Raw genomic sequence first — 14,869 nt, 5'->3', positions numbered from 1 at the left:
GTGCGCTTAGCTCAGCAAATCCAGCACCAGTGCGTTGCGCGCCGTTTCGGGATGGACAGGGCGCGCGGGTCATCAGCCGGTTCCGGTGGATTTGCGCGACGGGTCAGACCCGCCGCGACCTTTTGATTACCAGCTGTTATAAGCCAGATACTTGCCGGTCATTTCGACCTTTACGCGGTCACCCTTGGGGTTTTCAACGCGGGTGACAGACATTTCAAAGTCAATGGCCGACATGATCCCGTCGCCAAACTTTTCCTGGATCAGCGCCTTCAAAGTCGGGCCATAAACGCCGACGATTTCATAAAAGCGATAGATGCAGGGATCGGTCGGAACCGCCTGTTCCCAAATCTTTGTGGGGCTTTCGGCCAGCACGGATTCCGCCTCTTGCGGCAGGCCCATGACGCTGACCATCAGCTTGGCCTTTTCCGCTGGAAAGGCGTTCATGCCCATTGCGGCAGAGTGGGTCCAAACAGGTGACATGCCGATCTTGTCGGCGATTTCTTCCCATGTCAGGCCGGCTGTTTTCTTGGCCGACAGGATCATGGCCGTGACGTCTTCTTTGGTCATCATCTGGGTCATAGTCAGGTCTTTCATTGTTGCTCCTCCAGAGGTTATTCGTTGACGGCCCGCAGCGCCGGCGGCGCTATTTCGGGGTCGTCGGCTGTGTCTGTCTTGTCGATCCGCACGGGCGTCGGGCTGCCAGAACCGGCAGGAACCTTTTGTCCGGCCATTTCCTTGGAACGCTTGCCAAGAAACTGCACGAGGTGGTTGCGGATCGCATAGTAATTGGGATGTTCGATGATCTCGGTCCGGTTGCGGGGGCGCGGGATCGTGATCTCGACGCTTTCGGCGACCCGGGCGTAGGGGCCATTGGTCATCAGCAAAATGCGGTCGGCCAGCAGGATCGCTTCGTCGATATCATGCGTGATCATAAAGACGGTCTGTTCGGTCCCGCTCCAGATTTTGAGCAACTCGTCCTGAATCGTACCACGGGTCAGGGCGTCAAGCGCGCCAAATGGTTCATCCAGCAAGAGCAGTTTGGGATGGTTTGCAAAGGCGCGCGCAATCGACACGCGCTGGCGCATCCCGCCCGACAACTGGCTGGGCTTGCGGTGGATCACGTCCCCCTCCAGCCCGACCATCGCAAGGTATTTGGTCGAATGTTCGATGACTTGCGCCTTGGTCCATTCGGGGTGTCGTGCCGCAACACCAAAGGTCACGTTCTTGAGCGTTGAAAGCCAAGGCAGCAGGGAATAGTTCTGGAACACCACACCCCGGTCAAGGCTTGGACCTTTGACCTCGGTCCCGTCCATGATGACCGCGCCAGAGGTTGGGTCGGACAGGCCGGCAAGGATGTTCATGATCGTCGATTTGCCACAGCCGGAGTGGCCAAGGATCACGACGAATTCCCCCTTTTCGACACCGAAAGTGGCGTTTTCGAAAACGGTCGTTTGTCCACCTGTCCCGTCAGGATAGCGTTGGGTCAGGTTTTCGACACTCAGAAAAGGTTTCATGTCTTTGTCCTATTCAACGTAAGAGACAGCGCGCTGCACAAAGCCGAGGGCTGCATCAAGCACCATGCCCACCAGGCCAATCATCAGGATGGAGAAGATCACGGAGGTCAGATCGAGGTTGTTCCATTCGTTCCAGACGTAATAACCAATCCCTGTACCGCCCACGAGCATCTCTGCTGCGACAATCACCAGCCAGGCGATCCCGATGGAAATGCGCATCCCCGTCAGAATTGTCGGCGCCGCCGCCGGCAAAATCACGCTAAAGGCCGTGCGCAGCGGGTTTAGTTCGTGGGTGCGGGCGACATTCACCCAATCCTCGCGCACACCTGCGACACCGAAGGCGGTATTGATCAGCATCGGCCAGATCGAGCAGATAAAGATCACGAAAATCGCGCTCGCTTCACTGTCCTGAATGACGAACAAGGCAAGCGGCATCCACGCCAGCGGCGAAATAGGGCGCAAGACCTGAATGAAAGGGTTCAGCGCCTTGTAAGCCAGCGGCGACATCCCGATCAAAAACCCAAGCGGAATGGCGATTGCGGCAGCCAGAGCATAGCCCACCAGAACGCGATAGATGGAATAGCCGATCTGGATGCCGATCCCCTTGTCGTTGGGGCCGGCATCATAGAACGGATCGCTCAACTGTTCCCATGCCTTGGCCATAACCTGACTTGGCGGTGGAACACCCGCTTTGGGCTGGCCGCCGCCTGTCAGTAGCTCGTATTCCGTCAGTTCACCGACCGCCTTTTGGGCCGGTATCGCGGCCTCCCAGATCAGGAGGCCGACGATCAGCAGGGAAACCGACAGGATAGCTGCACGTAAGTTCAGGGAGAGCAGGGGCATCCGCCTTAGCCTCTCTTGATCGCAAAGCTGTCGACGTAGGCTTCTGGCGCGTTGTAATCAAAGGTCTTGCCCATGATCGTGTGCGACTTGTAGGTCACGTCAGGTGCTTCATAGCCCAGATCTTCCATGACCTTTTTGCAGTCGGCAGCCAGATAGACCTGCTCTGCCACGCCTTTGTAGTCCACATCGCCTTCGATATAGCCCCAGCGCTTCATCTGGGTCAGGATCCACACACCCATCGAATGCCACGGGAAGGGGTCGAAATCGATACGGTCAGGCACGCGCTGGACGTTGCCCAGTCCGTCGGCGTAAGTCCCCGTCAGCACTTGTTCGATGACCGTCACAGGCTGGTTGAGATAATTCGTCGGCGCAATCGCTTCAGAGATTTCTTTGCGGTTTTCAGGCGCAGAGGCGTATTGTGTCGCGTCGATGATCGACTTGAGCAGAGCGCCGTAGGTGTTGGGCAGTTCGGTCGCAAAGGACAGCGGCGCGGCAAAGGCGCAGCATGGATGGCCATCCCAGATTTCCTTGGTCAGCAGGTGGATAAAGCCGATGCCTTCGAAGACCGCGCGCTGGTTGAACGGATCAGGTGACAGGTAGCCGTCAAGGTTTCCGGCACGCAGGTTCGCAACCATTTCAGGCGGCGGAACCACGCGGATCTGGATATCGACATCAGGGTCAAGACCGAATTCGGCCACATAGTAGCGCAGCAGGAAGTTGTGCATCGAGTATTCAAACGGCACACCGAAGGTAAAGCCCTTCCACTGTGTCGGGTCACGCTTATCAAGGTGTTCGTTGGACAGAACAATCGCCTGACCGTTGATGTTTTCAACGGCGGGCATGATGTAGGGTTCGGCGATCGAACCTGCACCCAATGTCATCGCCAGCGGCATTGGCGTCAGCATGTGGCTGGCGTCATATTCGCCGTTCAGTGATTTGTCGCGCGCCACGGCCCAACCGGCTGTTTTGATCACTTGGGCGTTCAGGCCATAGCGTTCATAAAAGCCCAAAGGCTGCGCCATGATGATCGGCGTCGCACAGGTGATCGGCACAAAGCCGATGTTCAGATCGGTTTTTTCGGGGGGGCCGAGGTTGTCAAGGATCGCAGCCTTTGCCTGATCCATCGGAAAGACCGACGCCAAGGCAGCAGCCATCGTCGTGCCACCCATCATGCCCATGAATGACCGACGGCCAATGTCGCTTTGACCAAAGACCGAACGCACGATTGCACTTTCGACCGCACGCTCCAGCATACCTTCGCTGGTGGTCAGGTCAGGACCCGCCTGCTGCGCTACGGCTGATGTAACGCAGCCTGCGCAGCCACAGTCCGCGCCATGGCGCAGATCGGTTTCGGATGAGAATGGATTTCCAAGGCTTTTTACTGTCATTGCGATCACTCCTGTCAAACGTTGCAATTATCGTGACGCGGAAAACGCAGAGGTCGAAGCTCCGGAGGGGAAAAAATTAAATTGGATTAAAGTATTTAATAATAAATAGTTAACCCGCTTTTCCGCTCACATTAATTTACGAAAGTTCGTAAATTACGATTTTTCGTATTGTGGTGGCACGAGGTATCCGCTTCGATCACGACATGAACAAACCACATCAGCAAACTGATTCCCGACTGGCTGGCGCCTTTGGTGCGACCTTGGCGCTCGACCTTGATACAGACCGGATTCTGGCCGCCACACCGCAAGCGGTACAGCTCTTGAAAGATCCCGCCCTTGTCGGGTCCCGCTTTTCTGATCTGGTGGCGGATGATGTTCCGCAGATGATCCTGTTTGTGGAAGAAGTGATCTACCGCGGCGAGGCATGGACACGGCGTATTGTCTTGCGGACCCGCACAGGTGAGCCGATCCGATGCGAACTGAACGGGCGCGACAATGGTGGTTCTTTGCTGCTGCAAATCATCGATCTTGCAGCACTTGAACGCCGTGCAGAGGCCGTGGAAGCCGCCACCATCTATAGTGGTGGTATTCTGGAATGGCAGCGGGCACAGGCGTTCTTTTCCGAACTGGAACAGCAAAACCAGTTGATCCTCAATGCAGCAGGCGAGGGGATTTACGGGGTGAACGCCGATGGCAAAACGACCTTTGTGAACCGTGCCGCCCAAGAAATGCTGGGCTGGACCGATGAGGACCTTCTTGGCGAGGATATCCATACAAAGATCCACCATCACCATCTGGACGGCGAGGTTTACCCCTCACACGAATGCCCGATTTACCAATCCTTTCGCAACGAGCAGGTCAACCGGATCGAGGACGAGGTGTTCTGGCGCAAGGATGGCAAGCCGATCCGCGTCGAATATGTGTCTACCCCGATTTATGAAGGACAGGTCCTTGCCGGGGCCGTGGTCATCTTTCGCGACATCACCGAGCGGTGGGAGAACGAACGCAAGCTGCGTGAGGCGATGGATCAGGTTGCCGCCCTGCGTGACCGGCTTGAACAGGAGAACGCCTATCTGCAAGAAGCGATCAGCATCGAACGGGCACATCATGATGTCGTCGGTCGATCCCCTGCGATCCAGCAAATCCTGCAACGGGTGGAGATGGTGTCGCGGACACAGGCCAACGTCCTGATCACTGGCGAAAGCGGTACCGGCAAAGCGATGGTCGCCTCTGCGATCCACAATGACAGTGACAGGCGGCGGCGGCCTCTGATCCATTTCAAATGTGGCTCCGTGACAGCCGACACCTTTGAAAGCGAACTCTTCGGTCATGTAAGGGGCGCCTTCACTGGCGCGTTACGCGACAAGCCGGGCAAGTTGGAATTGGCACATGGTGGCACGCTCTTCCTGGATGAAGTCGCGGACATTCCATTGGAACAGCAGGGGCAATTGCTTGATGCCTTGCAGAACCGCATGGTCACAAGGCTGGGAGATGACCGCGCACGCAGCCTCGAATTGCGGGTCGTCGCATCGACCAGTCGTAACCTCGACCGCGAAGTCCAAGCGGGGCGGATGCGGCAGGAACTGGTGTTCTTTCTCAATGTCTTTCCGATCCACTGCACACCCCTGCGGGAACGGCCCGACGACATCCCCTTGCTGGCCTCTCATTTCTTGAACCTAGCCTGCAAGCGCCTTGGCCGAACACCGCCGATCATCACGGCTGGCACGATCCGCACGTTGCAACAATACGACTGGCCCGGAAACGTCCGCGAACTTGCAAACGTGATCGAACGGGGCGCAATTGTATCACGCGCGGACAAGCTTTTGGTTGATATCCATCCGGTCTCGGCACCTGCCACGCGCAAGATCACGACGTTGCTTAGCGAAGCCGACATCGAACAAATCCGTGTGGCCAATACGATTGCCTGCCTGCAAGAGGCAAAGGGCCGTGTGTCGGGTCCGAACGGCGCAGCAGCGCTTTTGGGGATAAAGCCGACAACACTCTATTCTCGGATAAATGCGCTGGGCTTGACACCTGACGATTGGGTCTAGGTTGGTCAGCGTGCCAGTGTGCATCTTGCAGCACCTTATGTCACGCCACCGACAGTCTCGATCTTGGCGTCTCAGAAACAGCGCTGCATAGGGGTGACAACGCGTTGGTCCCGGCTGATCCTCACCCCCGGGACCCGAGTCTGCCCAATCCTTTGACCACGGCACGCAGTGCCGCGTCGAGTGGGCCTCGCGCCCATCGCCGCCGCCAGAACACGGCCGCGACCGTGACTACACCCCAGATCAGGCAAGCGACGCCCAGAAGTGCCGCATTGCCAAGCGTGCCGAATAGCCCCAGACCCCAGCCATGGAACAGCGCCCCGGCCAGAACCCCCTGCGCGATATACCCCGTCAGCGGCATCGACCCTGCAGGGACCAGAAGGCCCAATCGTGGTGTCAGGCGGAGGATGGCGACGACATAGACAGCCGCAAGGGTCGGCGCGCCAAGCGCAAGCGCGGCATAGCCGAGCGTCGTGGGCAAGCCGGATGGCAGCAGCCCCAGTGTTGCCGCCATATAAACTGCGTTGGCTGACAGGGCCAACACGAGCAGCAAAGGGATTCGTGCTGCGAGGTCGCGTTGTGTGACGCTGGACGGCTCGAAGAATCCGGTCTTCTGCGCCGCAAGGCCCAGGCAGAAGGCCCCGAAAGCGAGCGGCCCGTTGAACAGCACCACCACCGTCAGCGCGATCGGCCAGTCGGCCAGCCGCTGCGCGACCGCGTCAAGGAAGCTGCCCTGATAGCCCAGTCCGCTCAGGTCGACGGCACCCTGCGCCATATCCTTGGCCGAGGCGTCCAGAAGGGCCAGTATGGCAAAAGCCAGAGCAGCCAGTGGCACCATGGCCAGCGCGATCCGCACAAGTCGCCGCGGTGTGGCGTCGCGCAGGGCCCATAGACCGGCACCAAGCACCGCATAGGCCAAAAGGATGTCGCCGTGAAAGACCAGGATCGCATGGCCGACCCCGAACAGGGCCAGCGCGATCAGGCGCGCCCGGTATTGCGGAGCGGCAGGCCGCCCGGCCCGTGCCGCCGATGCCAACTGGACGCCAAACCCCCAGCCAAAGAGGAAAGAGAAGAGTACGAAGAACTTGCCCTCGAACAGCAGGCTGACGATTCCCTTGGCAACGACATCTGCCGTGCCGTCAGGCAAGCTCAGTGCCGCGGCCATGGGAAGCGCCAAGTAGGGCAGGTTGACGATACCGATGCCAAGCAGGGCAAAGCCACGCAGCACATCAACGGAAGAAGAACGGGTCATGTGATGATTCCTTGTTGAGCATGTGCTCAATATATCGGTCATTGAGCACATGCTCAACCAGTGATATGAAACATCCATGACTGCTGATCGTCGCTCCGCCATTCTTGCTGCCGCCACGGATTTGATCCGCGAGAACGGCGTCGCTGCCGTGCGCACACGCGATGTTACGACCCGCGCAGGCGTCGGGATCGGGCTGCTGAACCATTATTTCAAATGGGGTGAACTTCGGGCGCTTGCGGCGGCTCAGGCGCTCTGGGCCGAGATCGAACGCGTGGTGCCCGAAGCGCCAGCGCCGGACCGGCAGCTTGATGTGTTCTTGGCCCGCGCTTTCGGCGAAGACGCCGACCCGCTCTGGCGGCTTTGGATAGAGGTAACGGACCTTGCCATGTCGGATCCCGATATGGCCCGCGCCGCCGAAGGCTGCGCCGAGGGCATCCTGAACGAGCTGGCTGCCATTCTGGAACAGGGTGCCGCCAAACACTACTGGCAGTGCCCTGCGCCCAAGGCCGCGGCCCTGCGCATTCTTGCCTTCCACGACGGGCTTGTCGGTTTCGTCCTGACAGGCTTGCCAAAGGTGGAACGCGACGAGGCGGCAGAGCACTTCAAGCGCTTCGTTGCACTCGAGCTCGGGCTGCCGCAGGACAGTCACAAAGCGTGATAAACGTGGGCTTGTGCGTCCTGCGTCCTTTTGGATCACAGCCGTCTCCTTGCCCCAAGATTTCCCGATTTTGGCGCATTGGGTTATTTCGATCTGGCTAGGACCGAGCGCCTATCGCACCCATTCGATGCGACGCAACAAGGTCGGTCAGATCTGTCAGAAAACAGTCCATCTGCGCGCTATCCCGTCGTAGATCCAGATGACGCGCTGTCATTGTCGGCAAGGTTTGATCTGTAAATTCTGGCTGCTCCGCCTTTGGCTTCAAACGATGTCAAAGTGGTTTTCCTGATGACAAAATGAAGACCATAGCAAGTTCAACGGGTAGACCTGATCTTTCACCGATGCGAGACGTTGAACCTTGCTTTATAAAGATGATTGAGAACTGCACCCGTGGTCGCTACGCTCGCGGCTTAAACCCAAGCCAAAGGCGGCATCTGTGTCATTCACTCTGCGGCAACTCAGCTATTTTGTCGCTGTGGCGGAACATGGTTCTGTCAGTGCCGGAGCACATTCCTTGTCGATCTCGCAGAGCGCTGTCACCGAATCCATCAAGGATCTCGAGGCTGATCTGGGCGTCAAACTGTTCGAACGTCATTCCAGAGGTTTGCGCATCACCCATCGCGGGCATCAGTTTTTGCGCCATGCGACGTCGATCCTTGCGCAGGTCGCCGGAGCGCGGGGTGTATTCGAGGATGAGGGCCAGACGGCGCAAGGCCGGCTACATCTGGGACTGACGTCCTTGGTCGCGGGCTATGTCATCTCGGATCTGTTGGCGAAATACAGGCGCGCCAATCCCAAGGTCGAGATCAGTGCGATCGAGGAATCGGGCGAATATCTCGAACACCTTCTGATTGGTGGCGAGATGGATGTTGCCGTCATGATGACGTCGAAGATGGCAGAGCGCTCCGCTCTTCATGCAGAGACCCTTGACGTATCGCCGTACCGTTTGTGGATGCCGATTGGTCACCGTCTGGCCAGTCAGGACAGCATCAGCCTCGCGGACCTCAAGGACGAGCCTTTGATCATGCTCAACATCGACGAAATGGAGCAGGAGACCGTCAAGCTGCTGTCCGTCTTGGGCACACGGCCCAAGGTGGCATTCAGCACCAGATCGGTCGAGGCGGTGCGATCACTGGTCGCGACCGGGGCCGGCGTCGCACTCTTGCCCGATCTGGTCTACCGGCCATGGTCACTTGAAGGAGACAGGATCGAAGCACGCGATGTATCGGGGGCTTTGCCAGTCGTCCAGGTGGGTCTGGTTTGGCGAAAAGGATCGCAGTTGTCGGCCGCTGCGCGCGAATTCATCGCCGTAGCGCAAGCGCATAAGATGATCAGCGGCGGTTGAGCTTCCGATATCGGAAAAATAGATAGCATTATTCTGTTAATTGAATTTGTGAACGCAGCAATCCTCCCGCACTTTGGTGAAAAACAAAGAAACAATTTTTGCGTTCAAAGGGGAGACTGCAAATGACACATTACTTGAAATCAAGCACGGCACTGCTGATGGCGTTGACCATTGCAGGTCAGGCAACGGCACAAACGATGGTTACCGAGATCGGCGATGGCGAAGGCCAGCTCAACATCGTCGCATGGCCCGGCTATCTTGAACGCGGCGAGACGTCGCCCGATTTTGACTGGATCACCGGATTTGAAGAAGCCACCGGTTGTATGGTCAACGTCAAGACGGCCAACACCAGCGACGAAATGGTTGCCCTGATGAACGAAGGTGGTTTTGATCTGGTGACTGCCTCTGGTGACGCGTCCTTGCGGATGGTGGCGGGCAAGCGGGTGCAGCCGATCAACATTGATCTGATCCCGAGTTGGTCGACCGTCGATGACCGTCTCAAGCAGGCGCCTTGGCATTACGTCGACGGCATCCACTACGGTGTGCCTTATATGTGGGGACCAAACGTCCTGATGTATTCCACGGAAGTATTCCCCGAAGCGCCAACCAGTTGGGACGTCGTGTTTAAGCCGATGGACCTGCCCGATGGTCAGCCGAACGAAGGCCGTGTTCAGGCCTATGACGGCCCAATTCACATTGCAGATGCGGCCAACTATCTGATGTTCCACCAGCCCGAACTGGGCATCGTGTCACCTTATGAGCTTAACCAGGAGCAATATGATGCGGCACTTGATCTCTTGCGGGGTCAGCGCACGATTGTCAGCCGATACTGGCATGATGCATTCATCCAGATCGACGATTTCAAAAACGAGGGCATGGCAGCTTCGGGGACATGGCCGTTTCAGGTGAACCTGCTCCAAGGCGACAACACACCCGTCGCTTCGACCATTCCGCAAGAGGGCGCGACCGGTTGGGCGGACTCAACGATGATGCATGCAGAGGCAGACAACCCGAACTGCAGCTACATGTGGATGGAGCATTCGCTTGCCTCCAACCTGCAAGCGGATCTGTCGGTCTGGTTCGGTGCGAACCCCGCAGTCCCTGCCGCATGTACAGACGGACGCGGTATGCAAACTGCGGAAGGCTGCACAAAGAACGGCCTTGATGACTTTGAGCGGATCAAGTTCTGGACCACGCCTGTCTCTGCCTGCGAAAGCCAAGGAGAATGTGTGCCATACTACCGCTGGGTATCCGACTATATCGGGGTGATCGGAGGGCGTTAGGCCTTTCAACAAATGCGCCCGCTGCACCTTGTGTGGCGGGCCTAAATCTCAGGATAGTCCATGACATCTGCAATTCGTTTTTCAGGCGTTTCGCGCCACTTTGGTGACGTGAAAGCGGTGGACGGTGTCGACCTTGATATCGCCGAGGGAGAATTCTTTGCGATGCTTGGTCCATCGGGGTCCGGCAAAACGACCTGCTTGCGCCTGATCGCAGGGTTTGAACGACCGACCAGCGGCACCATCGAGATTTTCGGAAAAGTCGTTCAGGACACGCCTCCCTACAAGCGCGACGTGAATACCGTCTTTCAGGACTACGCTCTTTTTCCACACCTCAATGTACGCGATAATGTAGCTTATGGTCTGATGATTGCGGGGCTTGCGAAAAAGAACCGTCACAAGTCAGCGGACGACGCGCTGGAGATTGTGGCCCTTGGTGGCTACGGCGACCGCAAGCCATCGGAGCTGTCGGGTGGGCAACGCCAGCGCGTCGCGCTTGCGCGCGCCCTGATAAACCAGCCCAAGGCGCTTTTGTTGGACGAGCCGTTGGGCGCTCTTGATCTCAAATTGCGAGAGCAAATGCAGGAAGAGCTGAAGGTCTTGCAGCGCAACCTTGGCATCACGTTTGTCTTTGTCACCCACGATCAAAGCGAGGCCTTGTCCATGGCTGACCGCGTGGCGGTTTTCGACGCCGGAAAAATCATACAGGTCGGCACACCTGAAGCTATTTATTACCGTCCAGAGCGGCCATTCGTGGCGGATTTCGTCGGCTCTTCCAATGTCTTGCCGCCCGAATTCGTGGCGAAACTGACAGGGACCATGGCCTATGGCGCAGTGCGCCCCGAAGCCGTGTATCTGGCCGATCATGGTCATTCCGCATGCGTCAAAACAGTAAGCTTTCTGGGCACGGCCACCCGCGTAAGCCTTGACGTCGCAGGTACTCCGATGACGATGTTGCTGCCCAAAGGAGCCTTGATCCCGAAAAGTGGCGAAACGGTCCTTATCGATTGGGCGGCCCATGATCTGCATGTGATGCACCCATGAGCGATCAGGCATTCATGAACCGCAATTCTGGACCGCTGGGGCGCATATCGGACGCGCTTTGGCGCAAGCCATCGCTGCTGATCTTTCTGTTGATCCTGCCGCCCGCACTTTGGCTGGGCATCATCTATCTGGGATCGCTTTTTGCGTTGCTGGCGCAAAGCTTCTTCTCGATTGATGAATTTACCGGGCAGATCCAGTATGAATGGACGCTGAAAACCTACGGCGAACTGTTTCGTCCCTCGAACTTTGACATCATTATCCGGACCGTGGTGATGGCCACGGCCGTGACGATAGGTGCTGCGATCATCGGCTTTCCTGTGGCCTATTATGCCGCGCGGTATGCACGCGGAAAATGGAAAGCGGTCTTCTATCTTGGCATTATGATGCCGCTGTGGTCGTCTTACCTGGTCAAAGTCTATGCGTGGAAGCTGATCCTTGCCAAAGAGGGTATCCTGAACTGGCTGTTCGAGACGTTGCACCTGAGTTGGCTTCTCGAGGCCTATCTGTCGATCCCGATTATCGGAGGCAATTCCCTGTCTGTCAGCGCCACGGGAACATTCCTTGTGTTCCTCTATGTCTGGCTGCCCTTCATGATCCTGCCTATTCAGGCGTCGCTTGAACGGGTGCCCGTCTCGATGCTTGAAGCCTCGGGAGATCTGGGCGCGCGCCCTTCGCAGACCTTTCGCCATGTCTTGCTTCCACTGGCTCTGCCGGGCGTGATTGCGGGCTCGATCTTTACCTTCTCGCTGACGCTGGGGGATTATATCATTCCGCAGATTGTCGGCTCCTCGCGCCGCTTTATCGGGCAGGCGGTCTACGCGTTTCAGGGTACCGCCGGAAATATTCCGCTGGCTGCCGCCTTTGCTGTGGTGCCGATCCTGCTGATGGCGGTGTATCTATGGATTGCCAAACGGAAGGGCGCATTCGATGCACTCTGACCGCGCACCATTGGGTCTCAAGATTGCTGCGGGTTTCGGCCTTGCGTTCATGCACCTGCCGATCCTGCTTATCTTCGTCTATGCCTTCACCACCGAGGACAAATCCTATCAATGGCCGCCCCCCGGTTTTACGCTGAAATGGTTCGGCGTCACATGGGGGCGTTCTGACGTCTGGGAGGCGTTGGCGCTCTCGCTCAAAGTGGCCAGCATTTCGACAGTGATTGCGTTGGTCCTTGGAACACTTTGCGCCGCAGCGGTGAGCCGCACCAAATTTTTCGGGCGCGAGGTCATCTCGCTGCTCGTGATCCTGCCGATCGCCTTACCGGGGATCATTACGGGCATTTCCCTGCGCTCCGCCTTCAATCTGGCGGATATTCCGTTCAGTTTCTGGACCATCGTTCTAGGCCATGCGACCTTCTGTGTGGTCGTGGTCTATAACAACGCGGTGGCGCGGTTCCGGCGGGTTTCGGGCTCCTTGGTGGAAGCCTCGATGGATCTGGGGGCCAACAGTTTCCAGACCTTCCGCTATGTGATCATGCCGAACATTTCCACTGCGCTGCTGGCGGGGGGGATGCTGGCCTTTGCGCTTTCGTTCGACGAGGTGATCGTGACCACCTTCACCGCTGGCCAACAACAAACACTGCCGATCTGGATGCTTGAAGAACTTGTGCGCCCGCGCGAACGCCCCGTGACCAATGTGGTCGCGATGGTCGTCGTGCTGGTCACCTTCCTGCCTATCCTCGGCGCGTACTACCTGACGCGAGGCACCGATACGGTCGCAGGTCAGGGCAAATGAACCAGACCAAAAATATCAAAGGGAGTGACACCATGGAAACGAATATGCTGATCGGTGGATCGTTCGAGGCCGGCACAGATACCGAAGAGACGATTTTCAATCCGCGAACGGGTGAGGTCATCCTCAAGCTGGCGGAAGCCAACAGCGACCAGATCAACCGCGCGGTAGGTGCGGCGCGCGCCGCCTTTGCGCATTGGTCCCGCACCACTCCGTCCGAGCGTGCCTCAAAGCTGCTGGCAATCGCGGATGCGGTTGATGCCAATCTCGAAGAGTTGGCGCAGCTCGAAGCGCTGAATTGTGGCAAGCCAATCAACGAAGTCCGGACTGCGGAAGTGCCCGCTGTCTCTGATTGCTTTCGTTATTTCGCGGGTGCCGTGCGCAATATGCACACCTCTGCCGCAGGCGAGTATCTGGAAGGGCATACCTCAATGGTGCGCCGAGATCCGATTGGCGTCGTCGCCTCTATCGCACCGTGGAACTATCCGATGATGATGATGGCATGGAAGCTGGCACCTGCGCTGGCAGGCGGCAATACGGTCGTATTGAAGCCGTCCGAGCAGACCCCGTTCACCGCGCTCAAACTTGCCAAGCTGATGTCGGACATCCTCCCCGAAGGCGTGGTCAACGTGGTCGTTGGCCAAGGCGCAAGTGTCGGCAATACGCTCATCAGTCATCCGGACGTCGATATGGTCTCTATCACCGGCGATGTCGCAACAGGCAAGAAGGTGCTGCAAGCAGCCTCTAAAACCGTCAAACGCACGCATCTTGAACTGGGCGGCAAGGCGCCCGTCATCGTGTACGACGATGCCGATCTGGGCCGTGTTGTCGAGGGGCTCAGGGCGTTCGGCTATTACAACGCGGGGCAGGACTGTACTGCTGCCTGCCGCATCTATGCCGGACCAAAGGTATATGAAAAGCTGGTCGCAGACCTGTCATCTGCTGTATCCAGCATCGTCTACGACAACGCGGATGACACGCTCAACGAGATTCCCCCGCTTATCTCCATGCGGCAGCGTGACCGTGTTGCCAGCTTTGTCGAGCGAACACGCGAACACAAGCATATGGAGATCACCACCGGCGGCCAGATGCACAGCGGCAGCGGCTTTTACTACCAGCCGACCATTGTCGCCGGCGCGCTGCAGTCTGATGAAATCGTCCAGCGCGAGGTCTTTGGTCCCGTGGTGTCAATTACCCGGTTCACGGATTCCGACGAGGCCGTCACATGGGCCAACGACAGCGACTACGGGCTTGCTTCCTCGATCTGGACGCAGGACGTTGGCCGCGCGATGGATGTCTCGGCGCGCCTGCGCTACGGCTGCACATGGGTCAACACGCATTTCATGCTCTGCAACGAGATGCCCCACGGCGGGCTGAAGCAATCAGGCTACGGCAAAGACATGTCGATGTATGCGCTGGAGGACTATACTGCGGTCCGGCACGTGATGATCGCCCATTAATGGAGTGATCGTCACGCATGTGATGGGCATTATTGTCGGAAGGCGCGGTTGATTGAACAAATGATGACCGCAGGTAATCCTTAGATTTGCCAAGGGCCCTCCGCATGGGATGCGGCGGTGCAGGGTCGGGACTGGTCGCCAATAGGCGACCATTGCCGCGCGCGCAATTGCGGAAAGAAAAACCTTTGGGCCGCGATCACATCGTGTCGCGCAGCGCGGCCGGTCCGTCAGCCTGCCCAGCATGATCTCGATGCGGTTGCAGCGCTTGTATCGAACTTTGGCGCATCTCACGGAAGACTTGTGCTG

General features: G+C 57.8%; 13 protein-coding genes and 1 pseudogene. 8 read left to right on the top strand and 6 right to left on the bottom strand.

The window, feature by feature from the left end; genetic code table 11:
• Positions 1 to 126 precede the first annotated feature (126 nt).
• Genes cynS through NWQ23_RS08535 form a run of 4 tightly spaced genes read right to left on the bottom strand, consistent with a single transcriptional unit; the run spans position 127 to position 3,745 of the window.
• Entirely contained in the window at positions 127 to 594 is a 468-nt protein-coding gene (cynS, locus tag NWQ23_RS08550; RefSeq protein WP_306165864.1) for a cyanase, read from the bottom strand.
• A 17-nt stretch (positions 595 to 611) separates the two neighbouring features.
• Positions 612 to 1,514, bottom strand: a complete 903-nt coding sequence (locus NWQ23_RS08545; protein WP_306165863.1) for an ABC transporter ATP-binding protein — start codon at positions 1,512 to 1,514, stop codon at positions 612 to 614.
• A gap of 9 nt (positions 1,515 to 1,523) precedes the next feature.
• A complete protein-coding gene (ntrB, locus tag NWQ23_RS08540) occupies positions 1,524 to 2,357 on the bottom strand; it encodes a nitrate ABC transporter permease (RefSeq protein WP_306165862.1) in 834 nt (277 codons plus the stop codon).
• A gap of 5 nt (positions 2,358 to 2,362) precedes the next feature.
• The gene (locus tag NWQ23_RS08535; protein WP_306165861.1) at positions 2,363 to 3,745 is read right to left on the bottom strand and encodes a CmpA/NrtA family ABC transporter substrate-binding protein; all 1,383 of its coding nucleotides are present in this window, start codon (positions 3,743 to 3,745) and stop codon (positions 2,363 to 2,365) included.
• Positions 3,746 to 3,948: 203 nt separating this feature from the next.
• Here NWQ23_RS08535 and NWQ23_RS08530 point away from each other — a divergent pair, with 203 nt between their 5' ends.
• Positions 3,949 to 5,796 (top strand): sigma-54-dependent Fis family transcriptional regulator, encoded by a 1,848-nt coding sequence (locus tag NWQ23_RS08530; RefSeq protein ID WP_306165860.1) that lies wholly within the window; start codon positions 3,949 to 3,951, stop codon positions 5,794 to 5,796.
• 121 nt (positions 5,797 to 5,917) lie between these two features.
• Here NWQ23_RS08530 and NWQ23_RS08525 read toward each other — a convergent pair whose 3' ends face one another.
• A complete protein-coding gene (locus tag NWQ23_RS08525; RefSeq protein ID WP_306165859.1) occupies positions 5,918 to 7,045 on the bottom strand; it encodes a DUF418 domain-containing protein in 1,128 nt (375 codons plus the stop codon).
• 76 nt (positions 7,046 to 7,121) lie between these two features.
• Here NWQ23_RS08525 and NWQ23_RS08520 point away from each other — a divergent pair, with 76 nt between their 5' ends.
• The 7 genes from NWQ23_RS08520 (at position 7,122) to NWQ23_RS08490 (ending at position 14,563) form a co-directional block, all read left to right on the top strand.
• A complete protein-coding gene (locus NWQ23_RS08520; RefSeq protein WP_306165858.1) occupies positions 7,122 to 7,703 on the top strand; it encodes a TetR/AcrR family transcriptional regulator in 582 nt (193 codons plus the stop codon).
• Between the two features lie 436 nt (positions 7,704 to 8,139).
• Positions 8,140 to 9,048, top strand: coding sequence for a LysR family transcriptional regulator (locus NWQ23_RS08515; RefSeq protein WP_306165857.1), 909 nt, complete (start codon positions 8,140 to 8,142; stop codon positions 9,046 to 9,048).
• 122 nt (positions 9,049 to 9,170) lie between these two features.
• Positions 9,171 to 10,331 (top strand): ABC transporter substrate-binding protein, encoded by a 1,161-nt coding sequence (locus NWQ23_RS08510; protein ID WP_306165856.1) that lies wholly within the window; start codon positions 9,171 to 9,173, stop codon positions 10,329 to 10,331.
• Positions 10,332 to 10,391: 60 nt separating this feature from the next.
• On the top strand, positions 10,392 to 11,372 hold the full coding sequence (locus tag NWQ23_RS08505; protein ID WP_306165855.1) for an ABC transporter ATP-binding protein: 981 nt from the start codon (positions 10,392 to 10,394) through the stop codon (positions 11,370 to 11,372).
• Positions 11,369 to 12,310 carry an ABC transporter permease gene (locus NWQ23_RS08500; protein WP_306165854.1) on the top strand — a complete coding sequence of 314 codons (942 nt, stop codon included), beginning with the start codon at positions 11,369 to 11,371 and terminating at the stop codon, positions 12,308 to 12,310. Before NWQ23_RS08505 ends, NWQ23_RS08500 begins: the two co-directional genes overlap by 4 nt.
• Positions 12,300 to 13,106: an ABC transporter permease gene (locus tag NWQ23_RS08495; RefSeq protein ID WP_306165853.1), complete on the top strand. Its 807-nt coding sequence runs from the start codon at positions 12,300 to 12,302 to the stop codon at positions 13,104 to 13,106. The genes NWQ23_RS08500 and NWQ23_RS08495 overlap by 11 nt, the downstream gene beginning before the upstream one ends.
• A gap of 32 nt (positions 13,107 to 13,138) precedes the next feature.
• On the top strand, positions 13,139 to 14,563 hold the full coding sequence (locus NWQ23_RS08490; protein WP_306165852.1) for a gamma-aminobutyraldehyde dehydrogenase: 1,425 nt from the start codon (positions 13,139 to 13,141) through the stop codon (positions 14,561 to 14,563).
• A gap of 138 nt (positions 14,564 to 14,701) precedes the next feature.
• Here NWQ23_RS08490 and NWQ23_RS08485 read toward each other — a convergent pair.
• Positions 14,702 to 14,869: pseudogene (locus NWQ23_RS08485) on the bottom strand (IS5/IS1182 family transposase); the annotation flags it as partial.

It is taken from the genome of Yoonia sp., assembly GCF_030731595.1.
GTDB lineage: Bacteria > Pseudomonadota > Alphaproteobacteria > Rhodobacterales > Rhodobacteraceae > Yoonia.
Note: the sequence above shows the minus strand (reverse complement) of the source record. Positions and strands in the feature narration are given on the sequence as shown.

Excerpts from the sequence above, each read along its gene's own strand:
- NWQ23_RS08535 (WP_306165861.1), bottom strand. The coding sequence starts at position 3,745 with ATGACAGTAAAAAGCCTTGGAAATCCATTCTCATCCGAAACCGATCTG.
- NWQ23_RS08505 (WP_306165855.1), top strand. The coding sequence starts at position 10,392 with ATGACATCTGCAATTCGTTTTTCAGGCGTTTCGCGCCACTTTGGTGAC.
- NWQ23_RS08510 (WP_306165856.1), top strand. The coding sequence starts at position 9,171 with ATGACACATTACTTGAAATCAAGCACGGCACTGCTGATGGCGTTGACC.
- NWQ23_RS08545 (WP_306165863.1), bottom strand. The coding sequence starts at position 1,514 with ATGAAACCTTTTCTGAGTGTCGAAAACCTGACCCAACGCTATCCTGAC.
- NWQ23_RS08530 (WP_306165860.1), top strand. The coding sequence starts at position 3,949 with ATGAACAAACCACATCAGCAAACTGATTCCCGACTGGCTGGCGCCTTT.
- NWQ23_RS08495 (WP_306165853.1), top strand. The coding sequence starts at position 12,300 with ATGCACTCTGACCGCGCACCATTGGGTCTCAAGATTGCTGCGGGTTTC.
- NWQ23_RS08525 (WP_306165859.1), bottom strand. The coding sequence starts at position 7,045 with ATGACCCGTTCTTCTTCCGTTGATGTGCTGCGTGGCTTTGCCCTGCTT.
- ntrB (WP_306165862.1), bottom strand. The coding sequence starts at position 2,357 with ATGCCCCTGCTCTCCCTGAACTTACGTGCAGCTATCCTGTCGGTTTCC.
- NWQ23_RS08520 (WP_306165858.1), top strand. The coding sequence starts at position 7,122 with ATGACTGCTGATCGTCGCTCCGCCATTCTTGCTGCCGCCACGGATTTG.
- NWQ23_RS08490 (WP_306165852.1), top strand. The coding sequence starts at position 13,139 with ATGGAAACGAATATGCTGATCGGTGGATCGTTCGAGGCCGGCACAGAT.
- cynS (WP_306165864.1), bottom strand. The coding sequence starts at position 594 with ATGAAAGACCTGACTATGACCCAGATGATGACCAAAGAAGACGTCACG.
- NWQ23_RS08500 (WP_306165854.1), top strand. The coding sequence starts at position 11,369 with ATGAGCGATCAGGCATTCATGAACCGCAATTCTGGACCGCTGGGGCGC.